This window comes from Micromonospora sp. NPDC000663, from assembly GCF_042898105.1.
In the GTDB taxonomy this organism is placed as follows: domain Bacteria; phylum Actinomycetota; class Actinomycetes; order Mycobacteriales; family Micromonosporaceae; genus Micromonospora.
This window is the reverse complement of sequence record NZ_JBIAYR010000008.1, coordinates 75451-97622: the sequence shown is the minus strand read 5'-3', so window position 1 is coordinate 97622 and position 22172 is coordinate 75451. Positions and strand designations below refer to the sequence as shown.

General features: G+C 72.3%; 19 protein-coding genes. 13 read left to right on the top strand and 6 right to left on the bottom strand.

Annotated features, from left to right (window positions below; translation table 11 throughout):
* Positions 1-432, bottom strand: coding sequence for a hypothetical protein (locus tag ACFY1S_RS23730; protein ID WP_278122004.1), 432 nt, complete (start codon positions 430-432; stop codon positions 1-3).
* A gap of 186 nt (positions 433-618) precedes the next feature.
* A complete protein-coding gene (locus tag ACFY1S_RS23725; RefSeq protein WP_387121913.1) occupies positions 619-1320 on the bottom strand; it encodes a VOC family protein in 702 nt (233 codons plus the stop codon).
* A gap of 255 nt (positions 1321-1575) precedes the next feature.
* Here ACFY1S_RS23725 and ACFY1S_RS23720 point away from each other — a divergent pair, with 255 nt between their 5' ends.
* The 5 genes from ACFY1S_RS23720 (at position 1576) to malQ (ending at position 7972) form a co-directional block, all read left to right on the top strand.
* Positions 1576-2862, top strand: coding sequence for an ABC transporter substrate-binding protein (locus ACFY1S_RS23720; RefSeq protein WP_387121911.1), 1287 nt, complete (start codon positions 1576-1578; stop codon positions 2860-2862).
* On the top strand, positions 2859-3845 hold the full coding sequence (locus ACFY1S_RS23715; protein WP_387121908.1) for a carbohydrate ABC transporter permease: 987 nt from the start codon (positions 2859-2861) through the stop codon (positions 3843-3845). Before ACFY1S_RS23720 ends, ACFY1S_RS23715 begins: the two co-directional genes overlap by 4 nt.
* A 1-nt stretch (position 3846) precedes the next feature.
* Positions 3847-4683, top strand: a complete 837-nt coding sequence (locus ACFY1S_RS23710; RefSeq protein WP_357991893.1) for a carbohydrate ABC transporter permease — start codon at positions 3847-3849, stop codon at positions 4681-4683.
* 10 nt (positions 4684-4693) lie between these two features.
* A complete protein-coding gene (locus ACFY1S_RS23705; protein WP_387121904.1) occupies positions 4694-5902 on the top strand; it encodes an ABC transporter ATP-binding protein in 1209 nt (402 codons plus the stop codon).
* A gap of 114 nt (positions 5903-6016) precedes the next feature.
* A complete protein-coding gene (gene malQ / locus ACFY1S_RS23700; protein ID WP_387121901.1) occupies positions 6017-7972 on the top strand; it encodes a 4-alpha-glucanotransferase in 1956 nt (651 codons plus the stop codon).
* Positions 7973-8005: 33 nt separating this feature from the next.
* Here the strand turns inward: malQ and ACFY1S_RS23695 are convergent, their stop codons facing one another.
* Positions 8006-9115 (bottom strand): winged helix DNA-binding domain-containing protein, encoded by a 1110-nt coding sequence (locus tag ACFY1S_RS23695; RefSeq protein WP_387121898.1) that lies wholly within the window; start codon positions 9113-9115, stop codon positions 8006-8008.
* A gap of 141 nt (positions 9116-9256) precedes the next feature.
* Here ACFY1S_RS23695 and ACFY1S_RS23690 point away from each other — a divergent pair, with 141 nt between their 5' ends.
* Positions 9257-9649 carry a hypothetical protein gene (locus ACFY1S_RS23690; protein ID WP_139585133.1) on the top strand — a complete coding sequence of 131 codons (393 nt, stop codon included), beginning with the start codon at positions 9257-9259 and terminating at the stop codon, positions 9647-9649.
* Between the two features lie 52 nt (positions 9650-9701).
* Here ACFY1S_RS23690 and ACFY1S_RS23685 read toward each other — a convergent pair whose 3' ends face one another.
* Positions 9702-10652: an alpha/beta hydrolase family protein gene (locus ACFY1S_RS23685; RefSeq protein WP_387121894.1), complete on the bottom strand. Its 951-nt coding sequence runs from the start codon at positions 10650-10652 to the stop codon at positions 9702-9704.
* 157 nt (positions 10653-10809) lie between these two features.
* Between ACFY1S_RS23685 and ACFY1S_RS23680 the strand changes: the two genes are divergently transcribed.
* From ACFY1S_RS23680 to wrbA, 4 genes are all read left to right on the top strand, one after another.
* Positions 10810-11400, top strand: coding sequence for a TetR/AcrR family transcriptional regulator (locus ACFY1S_RS23680; protein WP_387121891.1), 591 nt, complete (start codon positions 10810-10812; stop codon positions 11398-11400).
* A gap of 54 nt (positions 11401-11454) precedes the next feature.
* Positions 11455-12213, top strand: a complete 759-nt coding sequence (locus ACFY1S_RS23675; protein ID WP_387121888.1) for a HipA family kinase — start codon at positions 11455-11457, stop codon at positions 12211-12213.
* The gene (locus ACFY1S_RS23670; RefSeq protein ID WP_364362852.1) at positions 12210-12578 is read left to right on the top strand and encodes a DUF3037 domain-containing protein; all 369 of its coding nucleotides are present in this window, start codon (positions 12210-12212) and stop codon (positions 12576-12578) included. The genes ACFY1S_RS23675 and ACFY1S_RS23670 overlap by 4 nt, the downstream gene beginning before the upstream one ends.
* 277 nt (positions 12579-12855) lie before the next feature.
* Positions 12856-13476, top strand: coding sequence for an NAD(P)H:quinone oxidoreductase (gene wrbA / locus ACFY1S_RS23665; RefSeq protein ID WP_364362853.1), 621 nt, complete (start codon positions 12856-12858; stop codon positions 13474-13476).
* Between the two features lie 86 nt (positions 13477-13562).
* Here the strand turns inward: wrbA and ACFY1S_RS23660 are convergent, their stop codons facing one another.
* Complete coding sequence (locus ACFY1S_RS23660) at positions 13563-15485, bottom strand: anthranilate synthase family protein (RefSeq protein WP_387121885.1); 1923 nt, start codon at positions 15483-15485, stop codon at positions 13563-13565.
* Positions 15486-15693: 208 nt separating this feature from the next.
* On the opposite strand from ACFY1S_RS23660, the gene ACFY1S_RS23655 reads away from it, so the two are divergent.
* From ACFY1S_RS23655 to ACFY1S_RS23645, 3 genes are all read left to right on the top strand, one after another.
* Positions 15694-17106 carry an FGGY family carbohydrate kinase gene (locus ACFY1S_RS23655; protein WP_387121882.1) on the top strand — a complete coding sequence of 471 codons (1413 nt, stop codon included), beginning with the start codon at positions 15694-15696 and terminating at the stop codon, positions 17104-17106.
* A 99-nt stretch (positions 17107-17205) separates the two neighbouring features.
* A complete protein-coding gene (locus tag ACFY1S_RS23650) occupies positions 17206-19731 on the top strand; it encodes a nitrate- and nitrite sensing domain-containing protein (RefSeq protein ID WP_387121879.1) in 2526 nt (841 codons plus the stop codon).
* A gap of 5 nt (positions 19732-19736) precedes the next feature.
* Positions 19737-20150, top strand: a complete 414-nt coding sequence (locus ACFY1S_RS23645) for a roadblock/LC7 domain-containing protein (RefSeq protein WP_203178590.1) — start codon at positions 19737-19739, stop codon at positions 20148-20150.
* 86 nt (positions 20151-20236) lie between these two features.
* Here ACFY1S_RS23645 and ACFY1S_RS23640 read toward each other — a convergent pair whose 3' ends face one another.
* Complete coding sequence (locus tag ACFY1S_RS23640) at positions 20237-21580, bottom strand: GH1 family beta-glucosidase (protein WP_387121876.1); 1344 nt, start codon at positions 21578-21580, stop codon at positions 20237-20239.
* Between the last annotated feature and the right edge of the window lie 592 nt (positions 21581-22172).

Genomic DNA, 22172 nt, shown 5'->3' with positions numbered 1-22172 from the left:
TCAAACCCCTGTCGGTACGGCGGCGACCCGCACCTGGTACGAGAAGTCCTCCGCCGGCTCCTCGTGGTACGACAACCTGCGGATCTGCCTGTCGTCGTCGTAGAGGGCGACGTCCACCAGGACGCCGAGGTGGGCCAGGCCGATGCTCGACACGCGCTTCTTGTCCTGCAACACCGCACAGACCCCGCCGAGCAGTGTGCTGGCGTCGGACGTGCGGTGCCCGGGCGGGCAGCGCAGCACCAGATCGACCTCGACGGGCCCGGGCAACGGCGTCCAGCCGGTGCGCTGGGCCGCCGTCAGGGCGGCCTGGAGCAGGGTGCGGACCCTCGTCGCCTGCCGGTGCCCGGCGGCGAAGATGGACAACGCTTCGGTCTTGACCGGTGGCAGGCCGCTCACCTCGAACGTCAGGGCGAGAGCGCGGGTGTCCTGCACGACGGCACCTCCTCGTTGGGACGATCCTGCCGAACCGGGGGAGCGGCGGTGCGACGAACCCGCGATTACCAACCGATCGGGCAGGCTGGGGTCGGCCGGAGGCGTGTCGACGGCGGCGGCGAACGCGCCGGCTGCGGCGCTGGGGAAAACGCTAGCGGACGCCGCCCGCGCTGGGTAGTCGGTCGTTCACCCGGTTGGGCGCGGCGCGAAGGCGCAGAACTCGTTGCCCTCCGGGTCGGCCAGCACCCACCAGCGGGCCTCGTCGATCGGTTCGCGTAGCAGCGTCGCGCCCGCGTCGAGCAGCCCGGTCGGCTCCTCATCGACCATCTCGACGTCCCAGTGCATCCGGTTCTTGACCGCCTTGGGCTCGGGGACCGCGACGAACACCCAGTAGTCCCACGGGAACCCGGCCGCGCCGAGCACCGACGAGGCGCTCGAGTCGTGCTCGACGGTGCCGCCTGTCACGCCGGCCCACCAGGTCGCCTGCGCAACCGGGTCGGTCGAGTCGACGACCAGCTCGAACGGGCCGGGTCGGGTGCCCTCGCGGGCTCCGAACGCGCAGAACTCGTTGCCCTCCGGGTCGGCCAGCACCCACCAGGCCGCCTCGCCGGACGGCTCGGCGACCAGTCGGGCGCCGTCCGCGAGCAGCGCCGCCGGGCCCGCGTCGGCCAACCGCAGATCCAGGTGTACGCGGGTCTTGCCGACCCGCGGCTCGGGCACCCGGTTCACCCAGATCGACTCGGCGCCGGAGCGGGCGGAGCGGGGATCGACCCGGGTGTCGCCGTCGCCGGCATCGGCCACGTCGCCGTTGAGCATCCGCGCCCAGAAGCCGCCGAGGGCCAGCGGGTCGGCGGCATCGAGGCAGAGGTCCTTGAAGCGTGCGATCACCGTCCCAGCATGCCCGGCGCGGAGCGTACCTGTCAGGAGGTCGACACGCGGCGCCGCCCGCGCCTTACGGCGCCCGTCACGCGGTGACGCGCGATGCGTGCCCGGCGTAGGTTTCGCGACTTCACCGGTGGGGCAGTGTAGCCGCACAGAGCATCTGAGCCTGGCGTTTTCGCAGCTCCCGGGCTTGGAACGGCTCGCCGTGCGCCGGGGCACGGATGCCCTCCCCGGTCTTTCGCCGAAGAGAGGGGGAGGGCGATGACAGACCCCGAAGCGGCTCGACACCGACGGCGGCCGGTTGTCCGGCTGGGGGCGGCGGCCGCCGCGCTGGCGCTTGTCGCGCCGCTGGCGGCGTGCGGCGGCGACGACAGCGGCGGTACGCCGACGATCAACCTGTACTACCCGCCGGAGCAGAACCTGCAGAAGGTCGTCGACGACTGCAACGCGCAGGCCCAGGGTCGATACAAGATCGAATACATGGTGCTGCCGCGTCAGGCCGACGACCAGCGGGTGCAGATGGTGCGCCGGCTGGCCGCCGAGGACCCAGGGATGGACGTCCTGGGTCTCGACGTCACCTGGACCCAGGAGTTCGCCAGCGCCGACTGGATCCGGGAGTGGACCGGCCAGGACAAGGCCGAGGTCGAGCAGGGCACTCTCGCCGGGCCGCTGGACACCGCCCGCTACGAGGACAAGCTCTTCGCCGCGCCGAAGAACACGAACGTGCAGCTGCTCTGGTACCGCAAGGACCTGGTGCCGCAGCCGCCCACCACCTGGGACCAGATGATCAGCGCGGCCCAGCAGCTCAAGGACCAGGGCAAGCCGCACCAGGTGCTGACCATGGGCGCCCAGTACGAGGGACTGGTCGTGCTCTACAACACCCTGGCCGAGAGCGCCGGCGGGAAGATCCTCTCCGACGACGGCAAGCAGGCCGTGATGGACGAGGGCACCGTCCGGGCGCTGGAGCAGTTGCAGCGGTTCGCCACGTCGGGCGTGACCTCGCCGTCGTTCAGCAACGCCACCGAGGACCCGGTCCGGTTGGAGTTCCAGTCCGGCGCCGGCGCGTTCCAGGTGAACTGGCCGTTCGTCTATCCGGCCCTTCAGGAGGCCAACCCGGACCTGGCCAAGCAGGTCGGCTGGGCCCGCGTGCCAGGCGTCGACGAAGGCACCCCCAGCAAGGTCACCATCGGCGGCGTGAACCTGGCCGTCAGCTCGTACTCCAAGCACCCGGACCTGTCGTTCGAGGCGGCCCGGTGCCTGCGCAGCGCCGAGCACCAGAAGTTCTCCGCCATCAACGACGGCGTGCCGCCGACAATCGAGGCGGTCTTCGACGACCCGGAGATGACCGAGGCGTACCCGATGAAGGACACCATCCTGGAGGAGCTGAAGGAGCCGGCGACGCGGCCGTTGACCCCCGCCTACCAGAGCATCTCCACAGTCATGTCGGCGATCCTGTCCCCGCCGTCGGCGATCCGTCCGCAACAGACCGCCGACGAGCTGCGCGACGCCATCGCCGACGCCCTCCAGTCCAAGGGGGTCCTGCCGTGAGCATCAACGCCACGCCAACCGGTACGGACACCGCCGTCGCGGAGACCGAACGGCAGGCCACCGTCCCCGCCCAGCGCGGCGGCGGACGCCGAAAGGCGCCGCTGAGCGAGAACAAGAAGGCCGAACGCAGGCTCGGCTGGCTGCTCTGCGCACCGGCCGCGCTGGTGATGGTGGCGGTCACGGCGTACCCGATCATCTACTCGGTCTGGCTGTCGTTGCAGCGCTACGACCTGCGCTTTCCCGACCAGCGCGAGTTCATCGGGCTGGAGAACTACGTCACCGTGCTCACCAACGAGTTCTGGTGGACCGCGTTCGGGGTGACCGCGCTGATCACCGTGGTCACGGTGGCCGTGGAACTGGTCCTCGGCATGGGGCTGGCGATCATCATGCACCGCACACTTGTCGGACGTGGCCTGGTGCGAACCTCGGCGCTCATCCCGTACGGCATCGTCACAGTCGTCGCCGCGTTCTCCTGGCGGTACGCCTGGACGCCCGGCACCGGCTACCTGGCCGACCTGTTCAGCGACGGCGCGCCGCTCACCGAGAGGGCCAGCTCCCTGGCGATCATCATGCTCGCCGAGATCTGGAAGACCACCCCGTTCATGGCGCTGCTGCTGATGGCCGGGCTGGCGCTGGTCCCAGAGGACCTGCTCAAGGCCGCCTCCACCGACGGGGCGACCGCCTGGCAGAAGTTCACCAAGGTGATGCTGCCGGTGATGAAGCCGGCGATCCTCGTCGCGCTGCTGTTCCGCACCCTCGACGCGTTCCGCGTCTTCGACAACATCTTCGTGCTGACCGCCGGCGGCAACGAGACCTCGTCGGTGTCGATGCTCGCCTACAACAACCTGATCCGGGGTCTGAACCTGGGCATCGGCTCGACGATGTCGGTGCTGATCTTCATCACCGTGGCGATCATCGCCTTCGTCTTCGTGAAGTTGTTCGGTACCGCTGCCCCCGGCAGCGACGACGGGGAGAGGCGCTGAGATGGCTGTCGAAACCACCACGCGGGCGAAGCTGCGCTGGGGTCTGCTGGACGTCCTCGTGGTCGTCTTCGCGCTGGTCCCCGTCCTGTGGATCGCCTCGCTGTCGTTCAAGACGCCGGCCACCCTCACCGACGGGAAGTTCATCCCCCGGGAGTGGACGCTCGACAACTACAAGACGATCTTCGACACCGACCAGTTCGTCCGGGCGCTGATCAACTCGATCGGAATCGCCCTGATCGCCACGCTCATCGCGGTGGTGCTCGGCGCGATGGCCGCGTACGCGATCAGCCGGCTGGACTTCCCCGGCAAGCGTCTGCTGGTCGGCGTGTCCCTGCTGATCGCGATGTTCCCGCAGGTGTCGCTCGTGTCACCGCTGTTCGAGATCGAGCGTCAGCTCAAGATCTTCGACACCTGGCCGGGCCTGATCCTGCCGTACATCACGTTCGCGTTGCCGCTGGCGATCTACACGCTGTCGGCGTTCTTCAAGCAGATCCCGTGGGACCTGGAGAAGGCCGCGAAGATGGACGGCGCCACCCAGGCCCAGGCGTTCCGCCGGGTGATCGCCCCGCTGGCCGCACCCGGCCTGTTCACCACCGCGATCCTGGTGTTCATCTTCTGCTGGAACGACTTCCTGTTCGCCATCTCGCTGACCTCCACCGAGCGGTCCCGCACGGTGCCGGCCGCGCTGTCGTTCTTCACAGGCGCGTCGCAGTTCGAGGACCCCACCGGGGCGATCTGCGCCGCCGCCGTGGTGATCACCGTTCCGATCATCCTGTTCGTCCTCTTCTTCCAGCGCCGCATCGTGTCCGGCCTGACCTCCGGCGCAGTCAAGGGATAGGTGAGTAGTCATGGCTGACATCGTGCTCGACAAGGTGAGCAAGAAGTTCCCGGACGGGACCGTCGCCGTGCAGGACGTCGACCTGGAGATCGCTGACGGCGAGTTCGTGATCCTGGTCGGCCCCTCGGGCTGCGGCAAGTCCACCACCCTCAACATGATCGCCGGTCTGGAGGACATCAGCTCCGGCGAGCTGCGGATCGGCGGCCAGCGGGTCAACGACAAGGCTCCCCGGGACCGGGACATCGCCATGGTGTTCCAGTCGTACGCCCTGTACCCGAACATGACGGTGCGGGAGAACATGGCGTTCCCCCTGCGGCTGGCGAAGCTGGACAAGGAGACGATCAACCAGAAGGTCGACGAGGCGGCGAAGGTCCTGGAGCTGACGCCCCTGCTGGACCGCAAGCCGGCCAACCTCTCCGGTGGGCAGCGGCAGCGGGTGGCGATGGGCCGGGCGATCGTCCGCCAGCCCAAGGCGTTCCTGATGGACGAGCCGCTGTCCAACCTCGACGCCAAGCTGCGGGTGCAGATGCGCACCGTGGTGTCCCGGCTCCAGAAGCAGCTCGGCACGACCACCGTCTACGTGACCCATGACCAGACCGAGGCGATGACCCTCGGCGACCGGGTCGTGATCATGCGGGGCGGCGCGGTGCAGCAGGTGGGCCCGCCGCAGGAGCTGTACGACCACCCGCGCAACCTCTTCGTGGCCGGCTTCATCGGCTCACCGTCGATGAACTTCCTGCACGCCGCCGTGCAGGAGGGCAGCCTGCACACGGCGCTGGGTGACGTGCCGCTCGGCGACCGGGTACGCCGCGAGCTGGAGGCCGCCGACGCGCCCCGCGAGCTGATTCTCGGCATCCGCCCCGAGCACTTCGAGGACGCCGAACTGGTCGACGACGACACCCGCCGGCGGGGCCTGGAGTTCGAGGCGCCCGCCGACATCGTGGAGTCGATGGGCTCGGACAAGTACGTCTACTTCACGGTGGAGGGGGAGAAGGCCAGCGCCGCCGAGCTGGAGGAGCTGGCAGCCGACGCGGGCGCTGCCGACTTCGCCGGCGCCGGCGGCAACCTCGTCACCCGGCTGTCCGCCGAGTCCCCGGTCACCGAGGGGCAGACCCGCCGGGTCTGGTTCAACCTGGAGAAGATCCACCTGTTCGACCCGAGCACCGGCCGCAACCTGACCCTGCACGAGGGCCGGGCGGCCGGCGCGCTCGCCGACTGACCGCGTCCACCGCGACGGGGCCGGCGGGTTTCGCCCGCCGGCCCCGGCGTGTCCTGCGCCGCGTGCCCGGTCGTGGCAAGGTGGTCGCAGGTCGCGTCGTGAAGCGGGGGACGGATGAACCGACGACTGGCCACGCTGGCCAACGCGCACGGCGTGTCCACCTGGTACGAGGACTGGCGGCACCGCCGCGTCGAGGTCGCCCCGGAGACCGTCGTGGGTGTCCTCGGTCTGCTCGGTGTGGACGCCACGAGCCCGGCCGCCATCGCCGACGCGCTCGCCGCCGCACGCGCCGTCGACAAGGCCGCGCTGCCGCCGACAGTGGTGCTCACCCACGGCGCCACCCGGGCGCTACCCGGCCCCGGCGTGGTGACCCTTGAGGACGGGGGCCGCCGGGCGGTCGACGCCGAGCTGCCGGGGGACCTGCCGCTGGGCTGGCACCGGCTGGCCTGCGACGGGCGTGAGGTGACGCTCGTCGTGGTGCCCCGACGGCTGCCGGAGCCGCCCCCCACCTGGGGTTGGATGCTCCAGCTCTACGCGCTCACCTCGGAACACTCCTGGGGCATGGGCGACCTCGGCGACCTCGGCGAGTTCACCGGCTGGGCCGGCGCCAACGGCGCGGGGCTGGTGCTGCTCAACCCGCTGCACGCCGTCGGCCCGTCGCACCCGGTCGCCGCCTCACCGTATTCACCTGCCAGTAGGCGGTTCGTCAACCCGCTCTACCTGCGCGTCGGCGCCACCGCCGCGTACCGGTCGGCGGACCCGCCGACCCGGGCGATCGTCGACGCCCTCCGCCCCGATCGTGGCGACCTGATCGACTACGACGAGGTGTGGGCCGCCAAACGGCGCGCCCTGGAGCTGCTGCACCCGTACGCCCAACCGGTGGACCTCGACGCGGACCCGGCGCTCGCGTCGTTCGCCACCTGGTGCGCGCTGGCCGAGCGGCACGGCAACGACTGGCGGGCCTGGCCGGCCGAGTTGCACCACCCCGACTCGGCGGCGGTCGCCGAGCAGCGCCGCCAGCTCGCCGACCGGGTGGCGTTCCACGCCTGGCTGCAACACCTGTGCGACGAGCAGCTCGACGCGGTCACGGCGGCGGCCCATTCGGCCGGGATGCCTGTCGGCGTGGTGCACGACCTCGCCGTCGGCATCGACCCGGGTGGCGCGGACGGCTGGCAGCTCGCCGACGTGCTGGCCCAGGGCGTACGCGTCGGCGCCCCACCGGACGACTTCAACCAGCTCGGGCAGGACTGGGGGCTCGCCGCGTGGCGACCGGACCGGCTCGCCGCCACCGGGTACGCGGCCTACCGGGACATGCTGCGCCGGGCCCTGCGGCACGCCGGTGGCCTGCGTGTCGACCACGTCGCCGGGCTGTGGCGACTGTGGTGGGTGCCGCCGGGCGGCGGCGCGGCCGACGGCACCTACGTGCGCTACGACGCCGAGGCGATGCTTGGCATCCTCGCGCTGGAGGCGCACCGGGCCGGCGCGGTGGTCGTCGGCGAGGACCTGGGCACCGTCCAGCCGGCGGTGACCCGGGGCCTGCGGGAGCGCAACATGCTCGGCTCGACAGTGCTGTGGTTCGCCCGCGACGACGAGGGCGACTTCGTCCCGCCGAGCCGGTGGCCCCGCAACGCGCTCGCCACCATCTCCACCCACGACCTGCCTACCGCACCCGGATTCCTCACCGGCGAGCACGTGCGGGTACGAGACGAGTTGAAGCTGCTCAGCACCGACACGGTTGTCGAGCGGACGCGGGCTGCCGAGGAGCGGGAGCTGTTGCTGACGATGCTGCGCGCCGAGGGTCTGCTGCCGGACGGCGAGTTGTCGCCCGACGGCGAGGAGGCTGTTGTGGCGATGCACGCCGCCCTCGCCGCCAGCCCGTCCCGACTGCTCGGTGTGTCCCTCTACGACGTGCTGGGCGAGGTGCGCCAGCCCAACATGCCAGGCACTGTCGACGAGTATCCGAACTGGCGACTGCCGCTGCCGGCCACCGTGGCGCAGATCCGCTCCGACCCCCGGGTGGCCCGGATCGCCGCGTTGCTGACCGAGGCCCGGCCCCGGCCGGCGCGCTGAGCGGCGCCACGCCACGACCGGCGCGCTTGTCGGTCAGGCCTGCCAGTCGAAGCGGGGCGGCAGACCGAGGAAGTCGGCGTACCGGCCCAGGGCGTGCTCCACCCGGGTGCGCGCCGGGGCGGTCATGGGCGTCAGCGGCTGGATCGTCACGGTGACCGTGGACCTGCCGATCCGACGCTTCCACACACCCACCACCCGACCGGCGTGGACCACCGTGGCCTGGAAGATCCCGTTGTTGCCCGGCACGACGGCGGCCAGGTGGGCGGCATCGAGCATCAGCGTGCGGTCCCGGTAGCCGAGCAGGTACTCGTCGAACCCGGGCAGCGCCCGCATCTCGTCCAGTGGGGTGCGCGGCGCGTCGGCGAGCGCCGCGTCCACGTACATCGGCTGGCCGTCGACCCGTACCGTGCTCAGCGCGTCGCCGGCGGCGGTCAGGCCGCGTCGCGCGTCGGTCAGGGTGAGGCCGGTCCAGCCCGCGAACTCGCGGTCGGTGACCGGGCCGTGCCCCCGGACGTAGCGGTGGGCCAGCACCGCGAGGGCCTCGTCCCGGTCCAGTTGGCGTGGCGCGGGCGCCCACTCGTCGAGCAGCGCGAAGGTCTGCTCGGTGCCGACGTTCGGGGCCACGCAGGTCACCCCTCGTACGCTCGCGAACCACAGCAGGTGGTAGCCGCGCTGCCCGTCGGTGCCCAGCCCCGCCTCCCGCAGGGTGGCCAGGCACTGCGACCGGGTGAGTCGGCCGCCCCCGGCCAACGCGGCGCCGAGGACGTCCACCGCCCGATCGGCGTCGACGTCGGTGAGACCGAGTTGTGCCCGGCGGGTCGCCGCGCCGGCCAGCGAGCGGACGCCTGTCACCTCCAGCATCCAGCGCGCGTCGGCGGGTGGGACGAGGTGCACGGTGCCCCGCATCGGCCAGGTGCGCAGCGCCTCGCGCCGCTCCAGCGCCTCCTGCACGTCGGTCAGGCGGGAACCGGGCAGTCGGGCGCCCAGCGACCACAACCCGCTGGCCAGGTCCTGGGCCTGCATCGCGCCGAACCACTCGACCACCTCGGCGACGGTGCCCGGCTGGCCGCCGGGATGCGGACGCAGCAGCAGGCTTGTCATCCGCAGTGCCAGCGCTTCGGCGGCGCTGAGGTCGGCAGGCATCGCCACGCCCCTCTCCGGTGGCCGGGCCGCCAGCCTAGGCGGCGGCACCGACACATCGTGCAGGCGGGAGGCGTAACAGCGGTCGACGTGGGAAAGCGGCCGCCCGGAAGTACGCGCGCCGCGCGTGCGGAAGGGAGTCTCATGACCGCCGCAAGTGAGCCGGCCCGGGGTGCCGGCACATCGGCCGGGTCCCGGACCCATCGGGGGGACGCCCGCGCGAAGACGAGCGCGGCCGCCACCTTCGCTCTGGTCTTCGGCGTCGCCGGCCTGCTCAGCGTCCTGACCGCGATCCTGGCCTGGATCGGGCTGGTGCTGGGCATCATCGGGATCATTCTCGGCATCGTCGGACTGAAGATGAGCCAACGGCCCGGGGTGACCGGTCGGGGCGTGGCCATCGGCGGCCTGGTGTTGAGCATCCTCGCGGTGCTCATCGGCCTGGGTCTCGCCGCGGGCATCACCACCTTCGTCAACAACGAGGGCGCGGTGGACCGTCTCCAGCAGCAGGTCGACGACCTGCGCGACAAGCTCGACTGACAGTGGGGCCCGATGGTCGGGGGCCACGGCGTGCCGTGGCCCCCGACCGGGCCTACTTGGACTCGACCCGTCCGACCGCCTCGGCTCCGGAGGTCAGCTCCGCGCACGTCGTCTGCCACGCGGAATCCTCCCGGTAGAGCGCGCTGCGCAGGTAGGCCCAGGTGAGCGCCTGGACCGCCGCCACCCGCCGCGGGTTCTCGTCAGTGGTCTCGGCGGCGTCGTAGCCGGAGATCCCGCCGAGACCGTGCTCGGCGTCTAAGAGGGTCAGGAGAGACTTGGGGACGGGGGAGAGGACGTACGGGTCGGCGTGCCACTGCGGACCCTGGACCGTCAGGTGCTCGGAGGCGTCCCTGTCACCGGCGACGACGAGCGCCGGTGTCGTCATCGTGGAGAAGTCCGTGCTCTGGAAGAACGAGAAGCCTTTCGCGTACTCGGTGAGCGCGTCCCCGCCCCGACCGGGCGCGGCGAGGAGCACCCCCGCCCGGATCCGGGGCTCGGCCAGGTTCAGAGGCGTCCCGTCCCGGGGGTCGGTGGGTCGCGCTCCCAGCAGCAGGCTCGCGGTGTGTCCGCCCATCGAGTGCCCGGCCACGGCCACCCTGCTCCGGTCCAGGCGACCGTGAAGCTGCGGAGCGGCGGCCTCGATGGCGTCGAGGTGGTCGAGGATGCGTGTCATGTCCTCGGCCCGTGACCGCCAGTAGAGCGGGGCCTCCGGGTCGGCGGGATCGAGGCTCAGGGTCTTCGAGTCCAGGTGGGTCGGCTGGATAACCACGAAGCCGTGCGCCGCCCAGTAGTTGGCCAGCGGCCCGTAGCCGTTGAGCGAGGAGAGGTTGTTCGACTGCCCGTGGCCGTGCGAGAGCAGGATGATCGGCAAGTCACTGCCTGCCATCGGTGCGGAGACGCGTACCTGCAGGTCCACGGCGCGGCCGGGAGCCGGCAGCACGATCGGGCTGACGGACAGGACCGGGGCGTTGCTGGTGTCGGCGACGAGAGTGGGTGCGTTCATGATGGTGATGCCTTCCCGGGCTGTTGGTGCGGAGCCGGCGCGGTGGGGCCGGGCAGGACGCTTCCTGCTTCCGCTACAGTCAAAGCGGATCGTCGTTCCGCTAGAACTATACGGAACACTGATCCGATTTGCCAACCGTCCGTGTGAAGGAGAACCGGTGTCGGCGACGAGCCAGTCCCCGCAGGTGCCAGCCCGAGGCAAGAGGGCCGATGCGGTACGCAACCAGCAGGCGCTGCTCACCGCCGCCGCCGCGGTGTTCGTCACCTCCGGCGTCGAAGCCCCGATCCGCGAGATCGCGGCCCGGGCCGGAGTCGGCATCGGCACGATCTACCGGCACTTCCCGACCCGGGCGGACCTCGTCGTCGCCGTCTACCGGCACCAGGTGCAGGCCTGCGCCGACGCCGGCCCCGCGCTGCTGGCCAGCGCCGACTCCCCGTTCGCCGCGCTGCGGCAGTGGGTCGACCTCTTCATCGACTTCCTGGTCACGAAACACGGCCTCGCCAACGCGCTGCAATCGGACACCGGCGGCTTCGACGCCCTGCACACCTACTTCCTCGACAACCTGGTGCCCGTCTGCGCGCAGTTGCTCGACGCCGCCGTCGACGCCGGCGAGATCACACCCGGCACCGGCGCGCTCGAACTGATGCGCGGCATCGGCAACCTCTGCATCGGCGGCGACAAGGACCCCCGCTACGACCCCCGACGCCTGGTCGCCCTGCTCCTGCGGGGCCTGGCGCAACCACGGTGACACGTGTCGGCACTCCCGGCGGGCACCCTCGGAGATCACAGTAGTGTGGGCGGCGTGCTCCGCCAGGTGACCGCGATCCGCTACGCCACCCCGCTGCGCGAGGGCGGCTCGCTCCCGGGCGTCGTCGAGGCCGACGACCTCGGCACGTACGTGGCGAAGTTCTCCGGCGCCGGGCAGGGGCCCAAGGCACTCGTCGCCGAGGTGATCTGCGGTGAGCTGGCCCGCCGGCTGGAGCTGCGCGTACCACCGCTGGTCGTGCTCGACATCGACCCGGTCATCGGGCGGGCCGAGCCCGACCAGGAGGTGCAGGAGCTGCTGCGCAACAGCGGCGGCGCCAACCTGGGGATGGACTTCCTGCCCGGGGCGCTGGGCTTCGACCCCGTCGCACACCCCGTCGATCCGATGCTCGCGTCGCGGGTGCTGTGGTTCGACGCGTACGTGGAGAACGTCGACCGGAGCTGGCGCAACCCGAACCTGCTCGTCTGGCATCGGGAGCTGTGGCTCATCGACCACGGCGCGGCCCTGTACTTCCACCACAACTGGCCCCGCGCCGAAGCCGCCGTGCACCGGGCCTACCGGGCCGACGACCACGTGCTCGCGCCGTACGCCGACCGGCTCGCGGACGCCGACGCCGAACTGGCCCCGCAGGTCACCCCGGAACTGCTCACCGAGGTGCTGGCCCTGGTGCCGGCGCAGTGGCTGACCGCCGCCGACTTCGACTCCGCCGACGAGGCGCGGGCCGCGTACGTGGCGCACCTGTCCCGCCGCGTCGCCCGGCCGGCGGACTGGCTGCCGACAGGGGGCGTGGCGTGAGGCATCCCTTCGAGTACGCGCTGATCCGGCTGGTGCCCCGCATCGAGCGCGGCGAGCAGATCAACGTCGGCGTGCTGCTCTACTGCCAGCAGCGCGACTTCCTGTCCGCGCGTACCCATCTGGACGTCGACCGGGTCGAAGCGCTGGCGCCCGACGTCGACCTGCCGGCAGTGGCGGCGGTGCTCGACTCGTGGGACCGGACATGTTCCGGTGACGGGCCGGCGACCCGGATGCGACTGGGCGAGCGGTTCCACTGGCTGGTCGCCCCCCGCAGCACGATGATCCAGACGGGGCCGGTGCACACCGGGCTCACCGCCGACCCGGCGGCCGAGCTGGAACGGCTGATGGTGGCCCTGGTCCGCTGAGCGGACGGGCCCGTGCCGTCCCCTGATCGCGCTGCGCCAGCGTCGTTGCTGGCGGAGCGCGATCCCCCGTTCAGGCTCCCGGTGCGGGGCGGCGGATGGCTTCCGTCGGCACCGGTGACATCAGGATCGCTGTCCGCGACGGGCGCCAGGCACCCATGACCGGGAACTTGCGGAAAACTTGAGCCCGTCGTGCGGGCGGCAGCTCCCCGGTGGCGTTTGTCGGCCCGGGTCACGGGTAGTCGCGGGAGCTGAAACCGGACGAGAAGGGGAACATCTGATGGCTGCCCAGACCAAGGTAGCGGTGATCTACTACAGCGCCACCGGCATCACCTACCAGATGGCGCAGGCGGTGTGTGAGGCCGCCGGGGACGCCGGTGCCGAGGTGCGCCTGCGCAAGGTGCGCGAGCTGGCGCCGGACGAGGCGATCCGCTCCAACTCCGGCTGGCAGGCGCACCACCTGGAGACCCAGGACGTGCCCGAGGCGATGGTCGACGACCTGGCCTGGGCCGACGTGGTGATCCTCGGCGCGCCCACCCGGTACGGCATGGTGGCCGCCCAGCTGAAGCAGTTCATCGACACCACCGGACCCCTCTGGGCGCAGGGCGCGCTGGCCAACAAGGTCTACTCCGCCTTCACCTCGACGGCGACCTCGCACGGCGGCCAGGAGACCACGCTCACCTCGCTCTTCAACGTCTTCTACCACTGGGGTGGCGTCGTGGTCACCCCCGGCTACACCGACACCAGCCAGTTCATCGCCGGCAACCCGTACGGCCCGTCGCACACGAGCAACAACGGGGAAGTCGCCCCGGACGCCGTCGCGCTGGGGGCGTGCGCGCTCACCGCACGCCGCGCCGTCCAGATGGGAGCCGCGCTGAAGGCGGGCCTGGCAGCCGGCTGACCACGGCCGAGGACCGGCGACGCGGACGGGGGCTCTCGACCCGTCCGCGCCGCCGGCCACCCAGCCGTACCCGCCCGGAGCGCTGACTACGCCCGACCGCCGGCCGTGGGCAGCTCGTCCGGCCGGTTCGCCGGCAGCAGACCGCCCAGCAGTTCGGCCAGGACGGTGAGGCCGTCCGGGCTCAGCACCGACTCCGGGTGGAACTGCACCCCCGCGAAACCCTGCCCGCGCAGCGCGTGCACGGCACCGTCGCGTACGTCCCGGGCCAGCTCGACCGGCCCGTACGCGGTGTCCAGCCGGTCCGCCTGCGCCTGGGCGGTGAACGTCGAGTAGAAACCCACCCGGCGGCTCTGGCCGAACAGCGACACCTCCCGCTGCAACCCCTGGTAGGGCGCGTCCCTGCGGTGCAGCGGCAGACCCAGCAGCCCGGCAAGCACCTGATGGCCGAGGCAGACCGCGAGGGTCGGCCGGCCCTCGGCGAGCAGCCCGGCCAGCAGCTCCCGCAGCGCCACCATCTTCGGCTCGTCCGGGCTGCCCGGGTCGCCCGGTCCGGGGCCGGCCACCACCAGGTCGTAGTCGTCGACCGGGCCGCCGGCGTGCCACGGCCGCAGGGTGACGGTGAGACCCAACGCGCCCAGCTGGTGGGCCAGCATGCCGGTGAAGGTGTCCTCGGCGTCCACGATCAACGCCCGGCGCCCTGCCAGCCCCGGCAGTCCGGGTGCGTCCGGCGACCGCTGGTCCAGCCAGAACCGGGCCAGCGGCGCGTTACGAGCGGCAAGCGCGTCGCGTACCGCCGGGTCGTCGGCAAGCCGCGCGACCGCCCCCCGGTCGCCGGCGGGCGCCGCCGGCCCGAGACCGAGCGCGGCCAGCACCCCGGCGGCCTTGGCGTGCGTCTCGGCCACCTCACCGGCCGCCGTCGAGTGCCGGACCAGGGTGGCGCCGACCGGCACCCGCAGCTCGCCGGCGGGGGAGATCTCGGCGGTACGGATGAGGATGGGCGCGTCGAGCGTCTGCCGGCCGGCCTCGTCGTGACCGAGCAGGGCCAGGACGCCCGCGTAGTAGCCCCGGCCGCGACGCTCGTGGCGGGCGATCACCCGGCAGGCGTTCTCCATCGGGCTTCCGGTCACTGTCGGCGCGAACATCGTCTCGCGCAGCACCTCCCGCACGTCGCGGGTGCCGCGCCCGGCGAGCAGGTACTCGGTGTGCGCGAGGTGCGACATCTCCTTGAGGTACGGGCCGATGACCTGGCCGCCGTGCTCGGCCACGGTGGCCATCATCTTCAGCTCCTCGTCGAGGACCATGTACAGCTCCTCGACCTCCTTGGGGTCGGCGAGGAAGCGCAGCAGCGCCGCCCGGTCGGGCACGCCGCCGGGGGGCCGGAAGGTGCCGCTGATCGGGTTCATCATGACGAGCCCGTCGTCGACGCTGACGTGCCGTTCGGGGCTGGCGCCGACAAGCGTCCGGGTGCCGGTGTGCACCACGAACGTCCAGTACGCGCCGCGTTCGGCGACCAGCAGCCGGCGCAGCGCGGCAAACGCGGCCACCAGCGGCGGGCCCTGCACCGTGGCGTGCAGGGTGCGGTGGATGACGAAGTTGGCGCCCTCGCCGCGCCCGATCTCCTCGGCCAGCACCCGGCCGACGATCCGCGCGTACTCCTCGTCGGTGACGTCGAACGAGGCGTCGACCGCGCGGACCGCCTCGTCGGGCAGGTCGGCCAGGACGTCGGCCAGCGGGATCCGGTGGTGCTCGCTGACCTGGAGGCACTCCAGCGGGGCGCCGTCGTCGACGCAGGCGAAGCCGCGTTCGGCGATCTGCCGGAACGGCACCACGGCCAGCGTCCGCGCCCCGGGCATGCCCTGCGGCAGGGGAATGTCCGCCAGCCGGTCGACGGTGTCGACGGTGCCGGTGAACAGCTCCAGCTCGTCCGCGCCGTCGCGCCGCAGCAGCGCGAAGGGGCCCGGATCGGCGCCACGGGTCACGGCGGCGAGCAGGTCGGTCAGGTGGGTCATCGGAGTCTCCGTCAGGCCGGGGCGCCGCCGTTCGGGGCGGCCGTCCGGGGCCGGAGATCCGGCGGTCGCCTCAAGTGGCGGCCGCGTGGATGGAGCTACGCGCGGAGGGTGCCCGCCGGGTCGGCGGGCCACCAGCAGGTCGGATGCGCGAGCATGGATCCACCCTACAAGCCCGCGGTCGCGTTGGCACCGGGTAACTTGACCGGCGATGAACATTCTCGCGCTCGACCTGGGCACCTCCTCGGTACGCGGGCTGGTGCTGGACGCCGACACCCTGCCGCTGCCCGGTGCGCTGGCCCGGCGCAAGGTCAGCCTCACCATCGGCGACGACGGCACCGGCACGGTCTCCGGTCCGGGCTATCTCGCCTGCCTGATCGAGTGCCTCGACGAGCTGGCCGACGGCGGCCACCTGCGCGACGTCGATCTCGTGGCGGTCTCCGCCCAGTGGCACTCGGTGCTCCCGCTGGACCGCGACGGCACCCCGCTGGGACCTGTGGTCACCTGGCTGGACACCCGGCCGACGCCTGCCGACGGGGCGACCGGGCCGGCCGACGCGGACGACTTCCACCAGCGCACCGGCTGCTGGTGGCACCGCTCCTACTGGTCGGTGCGGCTGCCCTGGCTGCGGGAGCGGTCCGGCACCCCGATCGCCCGGTTCGTCGGGCTGCCCGAGTACGTGCTGGGCGAGCTGCTGGAGACGGCGCCCATGTCGGTCTCCCAGGCCTCCGGCACCGGCCTGCTGGACCTGCGGAGTCTGCGGTGGGACGAGGAGGCTCTGGCGCTGGCCGGGGCGCGGCCGCAGGACCTGCCGCCGCTGGGCGAGCTGGACTGGCACGGTCGCCTGCGGGCCGAGATGGCCCGCCGCTGGCCCCAACTGGCGGCTGCGCGGTGGTCACCGCCGGTGGGCGACGGCGCGGCCTCGAACGTCGGCTCGGGCTGCGTCGACCCGAGCCGGGCCGCGGTGACCGTGGGCACCTCCGCGGCGGTACGACTGATGCAGCGGGTCCCCGCCGGTGAGCCGCTGCCCCGGCTGCCCGAACAGCTCTGGCGCTACCGGGTCGACCACGACCACGTGGTGACCGGCGCGGCGTACTCCAGCGGCGGCAACCTGTTCGCCTGGGCCGACCGGGAGCTGCGGCTGCCCCGGGGCGCGGAGCTGGACGCGGCGCTGGCTCTGGTGCCGCCCGGTGGCGCCCGGCCGGCCGACCCGCGTTTCGGCGGCGACAGGCCCCCCGGCCTGGCCCCGGCGGGCTCCGGTGAGCTGCGCGGGCTCAGCTTCAGCACCAGAGGCGTGGACATCCTGGCCAGCCTGATGCGGGGGCTGTGCGAACTGGTCGCGGACGACCTGACAGTGCTGGAGTCCACGATCGACAAACCGGTCGAGGTGGTGCTCGGCGGGGGCGCGGTGGCCGCGTCGGTGTGGTGGCGGCAGGCGTTCGCCGCGGCGCTCGCACCGCGACCGGTGTCGCACCAACGCAACCCGGAGATCGGCGCCACCGGAGCGGCGTTGGTGGCGCTGGGCCGCTTCGGGGACGCGGTGGAGCTCGCCGACATCGGCCGGATGGACGAACTGGCGTCACCGACGACGGCAGGAGGGTCCCACCCGCAGTATCCTTCCTGAACTCCTGCCTCGTTCGGGCCGTTGACAGCGCTCCCGAGCCTGGTTGGATGGACTGCGCTCCCCGGACCGCGGTGGACGCGGTAGGACGGAGGAGGCAGGGTGGCGGCAGGTCCCGACCCGGCGAACGGCACGGTGTCGAACCATCGCCGGCGTCGCTTCGACGTCCGCGTCGTTCCCCATCGACGCCGGTCCCCGTTCCGTCTGCGGGACTGGCGGATGAGCACCAAGCTGGCGACCGTGCTGGTGGTGCCGTCGGTGGCGTTCCTGGTGCTCGCCGGTGTGCAGACCAGCACGCTTGTGGGGCGGACGACGGCGTTGAACGACTTCGCCCGGCAGGTGGGCATCGGCAGGCAGATCACCGCGGCGGTGCACCAGCTCCAGCAGGAACGCGACCGTACGGCGGGGGAGCTGGGCGAGCTGCGCCGGGGCGCCGACCGGGAGGCAGCGGCCTCCACGCTCAAGCCCCTGCAGACGGCCGCCGACCGGGCGATGGCCGACCTGAGCCGGGCGGCACAGCCGCTCGCCGACGCCGACGCGTCCTGGCGGGTGGCCTTCTCCGAGGCGCAGGAGGCGTACGACCAGGTGATCGACATCCGTCCGGCGATCCCGCCGGCGGTGCTCAGCAACGACACCATCCTGAGCAACTACCACCGGGCCGTGGGCGCGCTGCTCGACCTGCTCGCCGAGCCGACGCCGGGGCAGGGGCAGGCGGCGTTGAACGACGCGGTGCTGCGCTACGTGCAGCTGGCCCGGGTCAAGGAGCTGTCCTCCCGGGTCAGGTCGCAGCTGTACGCCGCGTCCCGCGCCGGCAGGTACGGCACCGAGGACCGGGTGATCCTCGCCGACCTGCGCGCCCAGCAGTTGACCGCCCTCGGCGCGTTCCGGGTGGCCGCGACCACCGACCAGATCCGCCGGTACGACGAGACGTCCGTGGATCCGGTGTTCGTGGTCGCCACCCAGTTGGAGGAGCGCAGCCTCCCCGACGGGAGCGCCGCGCCTGACGTGCTGCCGTCGGAGCAGTGGTGGTCGGCCAGCGAGCAGCGTCAGGAGCTGCTGCGACAGGTCGAGGCCGGGGTGCTGGACGACGCCGTCCGGCAGGCCGACGAGGCCAGCTCCGGGCAGCTGCGGGCCACCCTGCTGGTCGTCGGCGGGATCGTCGCGGTGCTGCTTGTCGCCCTGCTGATCTCGCTGCTGGTCGGGCGGTCGGTAGCCCGGTCGATGCGGCTGCTGCGTAGCCAGGCGTTGCGGATCGCGCAGGTCGAGCTGCCGGACGCGCTGGACCGGCTGCGTACCGTCACCGGAGGCGTGCCGCCCATCGACGTCGCGCCGGCGGTGGTCCGGTCCCTCGACGAGATCGGTGAGCTGGCGGAGGCGTTCGTGGCGGTGCACCGCAGCGCGGTCACGGTCGCCGTCGAGCAGGCCATGATGCGCCGCAACGTCAACGCGATGTTCGTCAACCTGGCCCGGCGCAGCCAGGTGCTCGTGGAGCGCCAGCTGGAGCTGCTGGACGACCTGGAACGCGAGGAGAGCGACCCGGACCAGCTGGAGAACCTGTTCAAACTGGACCACCTTGCCGCGCGTATGCGCCGTAACGACGAGAGCCTGCTGGTGCTGGCCGGCACCGACTCCACCCGCCGCTGGAACCGGCCGGTCGGCCTGGGCGCGGTGCTGCTCGCCGCCGCCGCCGAGATCGAGCAGTACCGGCGGGTGCGGATCGAGCCGGTGGGGAACGTGCACGTGGTCGGTCACGCCGTCGGTGAGCTGGTGCACATGCTCGCGGAGCTGCTGGAGAACGCCACGGCCTTCTCCCGCCCGGACACGGTGGTCGTGGTGGACGTGCGGCTGGAGGCCGCCGGCGCGCTGATCGAGATCGTCGACCGTGGCCTGGGCATGAGCCCGGCGGCGCTGGCCGAGGCGAACGAGGTGCTGGCCACCCCGCCGGCCGCGGACGTCGCGGCGGTCGAGCGGATGGGCCTGTTCGTGGTGAGTCACCTGGCGGCCCGTCTGGGTGTGCGGGTGCGGCTCGACGGGGGGCAGAGCGGCCTGGTCGCCAGGCTCGCGTTGCCTGCCGCGTTGCTGGCGCCGGCGGGCGGGGTGGAGCTGGATCCGCCGGCGCCGGCCCGGATGGTGGCCGCGGGCGCAGCCCGGGGGGTGGGTGTGCAGCGGCAGCAGGCGGCCCCGGCGCCGGTCATGGCGTCGCTGGACCTGCCGGTGGCCGGCCGCCCGCCGGCGACAGCCGTGCCACGTCAGGCCCGACCGGTGCCGGTACGGGCCGAGGACGTGCTCACCCCCGTCGCCGCGTCGGGCGCCGGGGGAGGCTGGTGGTCCCGCGAGGGTCCGTCGACGCCGGTGTCGCCCGGGCCGGCCGTGCCGCCGGCCACTCCGGTGACCGCCGGCACGAACGAACGGGGCCTGCCGATGCGGGTGCCCATGGCGCAGCTCTCCGCGGTCACCCGCCCGGCCCGACCCGAATCGGCCCCGGCGCGTGACGACCTGGACCCGGACGCGGTAGGCGGCATGCTTTCCCGGCTCTACAGCGGGGTACGGCGTGCCGAGGCCGAGGACACCACTGAGATACCCGTGCCACCGTCCAGGGGGCACGACGAAGGGGGACGACGACAGTGACGACGTTGAGCCAGGAGGCGCGGGACCTGAGCTGGCTGGTGAGCGCCTTCGCGGAGCGGGTGCCGGGTGTGGCGCACGCGGTGGTGGTCTCCTCCGATGGGCTGCTGGTGGCGATCTCCGACCACCTGCCGCGCGATCACGCCGACAAGCTCGCCGCGGTGACCTCCGGGCTGATGAGCATCACCGCGGGCGCGGCCCAGATGTTCGACGGCGACGTCGTCAAGCAGACGGTGGTCGAGATGGGGCGGGGCTACTTCCTGGTGATGCAGGTGCGGGACGGGTCGATCCTGGCCACCCTCGCCGCCGGTGACGCGGACATCGGCGTGGTGGGCTATGAGATGGCCCGGCTGGCCAAGCAGGCTGGGGAGATGCTGACGCCGGCGCTGCGGGCGGAGTTGCAGCAGGCGCTGCCGCGCTGACGAGGGTCGACCGCTGCCCGGACGGTCACGGCTCTGCGCCGGAGCCGAGCCGTCCGGGCCCGGCCGTCCGTCCGGGTTGCCTGCCTTCAGAAGCCGCCGTCGGCGATGACCGACCGATACCAGTGGGCGCTGCGCTTGAGCACCCGCCGCTGGCTCGGGTAGTCCACGTAGACGAGCCCCCAGCGCTGGTCGTACCCCTCGTCCCACTCGAAGTTGTCGAGCATCGACCAGACGTGGAAGCTCTCCAGCGGCACCCCGTCGGTGATGGCGCGGTGCGCGGCGGCCAGGTGGTCGCGCAGGAAGCTGATTCGGCCGGCGTCGTCGATTGTGTCGTCGGCGGCCAGGGTGTCGGGGGTGGGCAGGCCGTTCTCGGTGACGGTCAGCGGGATGGGGCCGTAGTCGCGGGTGACCCGGGTCAGGATGTCGTACATCCCGTCGGGGTAGATCTGCTGCCACTGGGCCTCGGAGGTCGGCCAGCGGTGTTCGGTGCCGCCGTCGGCGGTGACGTAGATGGGCGTGTAGTACTGCACGGCCAGCAGGTCGACGGGCGAGGAGATCACCGCGAGGTCGCCGTCGCGGATGCCGCGGACCATCCGACTCCCGGGGCCCAGGTCGGCCAGGACGTCCTCGGGGTAGCTGCCCTTGAGCAGGGAGTCGAGGTAGAGGCGGTTCTCGTAGCCGTCGTACAGCCGGGCGGCGGCGGCCGCCTGCGGTGAGTCGTCGGCGGGGTAGCAGGGGTGCAGGTTGAGCGCGGGGCCGATCCGGGCGGTGCCGTCGGCGGCGCGCAGCGCGCGTACGGCGAGCCCGTGGGCGAGTTGGAGGTGGTGGGCGACCAGGTAGGCGGCGTCCGGGTCCTGTCGGCCGGGGGCGTGGTGGCCGATGAGGTAGCCGTTCTGCACCACCGTCTTGGGCTCGTTGATGGTGAGCCAGGCCGGCACCCGGTCGCCGAGGGCGGTGAAGACCGCGTCGGCGTAGTCGGCGAAGCGCAGGGCGGTGTCGCGCGACTCCCACCCGTCGGCGTCCTGTAACGCCTGCGGCAGGTCCCAGTGGAACAGGGTGGCCATCGGGGCGATGCCGCGGTCGTGCAGACCGTCCAGGAGGCGCCTGTAGAAGTCGAGACCACGCTGGTTGGGGGCGCCGGTGCCGTCGGGCTGGATCCGGGGCCAGGAGATGGAGAAGCGGTAGCTGCGCAGCCCGAGGTCGCGCATCAGGTCGAGGTCTTCGGCGTACCTGTGGTAGTGGTCGGCGGCGACGTCGCCGGTGTCGCCGTTGCGGGTGCGCCCGGGGGCGTGGCTGAACGTGTCCCAGATCGACTCGCCGCGGCCGTCCTCCTTGGCGGCGCCCTCAATCTGGTACGCGGAGGTGGCCGCGCCCCATCCGAAGTCGTCGGGGAAGCGCAGCGGGCCGGCGGGCCCGGTGGGTATCGACATGGATTCTCCTCGTGGATACGGGGCCACCGCCGAGATTCGGGAGCGCTCCCAGGATAGGTCAGGGGCGGCCCTCCCGGTCAGCCGGCCGTCCTGGCGGCCGACGCTGTCGGGTTGAGGCGGGTGAGGGCCCCGGACAGCGAACGAGGCCGACCGGGCGGCGCCGTGCGCCTGTCCCGTCGGCCTCTTTTCCCATCGTGTACGGGGGTTTAGTGTGGGGACGGGGGAGGGCAACCCCCGTCCCCACCGTAACTGCACACACACGGGCGGAATTTGGGTCCTGCCGTGCGTGTCGCGCGGGAGCCGGGCCACGCGAGTGGCTCTGGTTCCACCTCCCTCCGTGTGGCGGGACGATGGCTGACGGCGGCGTCCGGGCTGGCCCGCCGTCGGCCTTCGGGTTGATTCCCCGGGTCCGTCCGGAGACGGTCCCGGCGATCTTCTTTTTGGAACCTTGTCGATGGAAGCGCTCCCATCGACCGATGTTGCGACTGTAACGCCCGTCACGCCTTTGTGAAAGACCCAAAACGAGATCGAAACAAGGACCTGATTCGTCCCGCTCTCCGCTTGTCGTGGGAGCGCTTCCATGGCACACTGT

What these genes read in the sequence shown, in the direction of transcription:
- ACFY1S_RS23640 (WP_387121876.1), bottom strand. Translation starts at nt 21,580, where the DNA reads ATGTCGATACCCACCGGGCCCGCCGGCCCGCTGCGCTTCCCCGACGAC.
- ACFY1S_RS23695 (WP_387121898.1), bottom strand. Translation starts at nt 9,115, where the DNA reads ATGCCTGCCGACCTCAGCGCCGCCGAAGCGCTGGCACTGCGGATGACA.
- ACFY1S_RS23690 (WP_139585133.1), top strand. Translation starts at nt 9,257, where the DNA reads ATGACCGCCGCAAGTGAGCCGGCCCGGGGTGCCGGCACATCGGCCGGG.
- malQ (WP_387121901.1), top strand. Translation starts at nt 6,017, where the DNA reads ATGAACCGACGACTGGCCACGCTGGCCAACGCGCACGGCGTGTCCACC.
- ACFY1S_RS23710 (WP_357991893.1), top strand. Translation starts at nt 3,847, where the DNA reads ATGGCTGTCGAAACCACCACGCGGGCGAAGCTGCGCTGGGGTCTGCTG.
- ACFY1S_RS23660 (WP_387121885.1), bottom strand. Translation starts at nt 15,485, where the DNA reads ATGACCCACCTGACCGACCTGCTCGCCGCCGTGACCCGTGGCGCCGAT.
- ACFY1S_RS23685 (WP_387121894.1), bottom strand. Translation starts at nt 10,652, where the DNA reads ATGAACGCACCCACTCTCGTCGCCGACACCAGCAACGCCCCGGTCCTG.
- wrbA (WP_364362853.1), top strand. Translation starts at nt 12,856, where the DNA reads ATGGCTGCCCAGACCAAGGTAGCGGTGATCTACTACAGCGCCACCGGC.
- ACFY1S_RS23655 (WP_387121882.1), top strand. Translation starts at nt 15,694, where the DNA reads ATGAACATTCTCGCGCTCGACCTGGGCACCTCCTCGGTACGCGGGCTG.
- ACFY1S_RS23720 (WP_387121911.1), top strand. Translation starts at nt 1,576, where the DNA reads ATGACAGACCCCGAAGCGGCTCGACACCGACGGCGGCCGGTTGTCCGG.
- ACFY1S_RS23705 (WP_387121904.1), top strand. Translation starts at nt 4,694, where the DNA reads ATGGCTGACATCGTGCTCGACAAGGTGAGCAAGAAGTTCCCGGACGGG.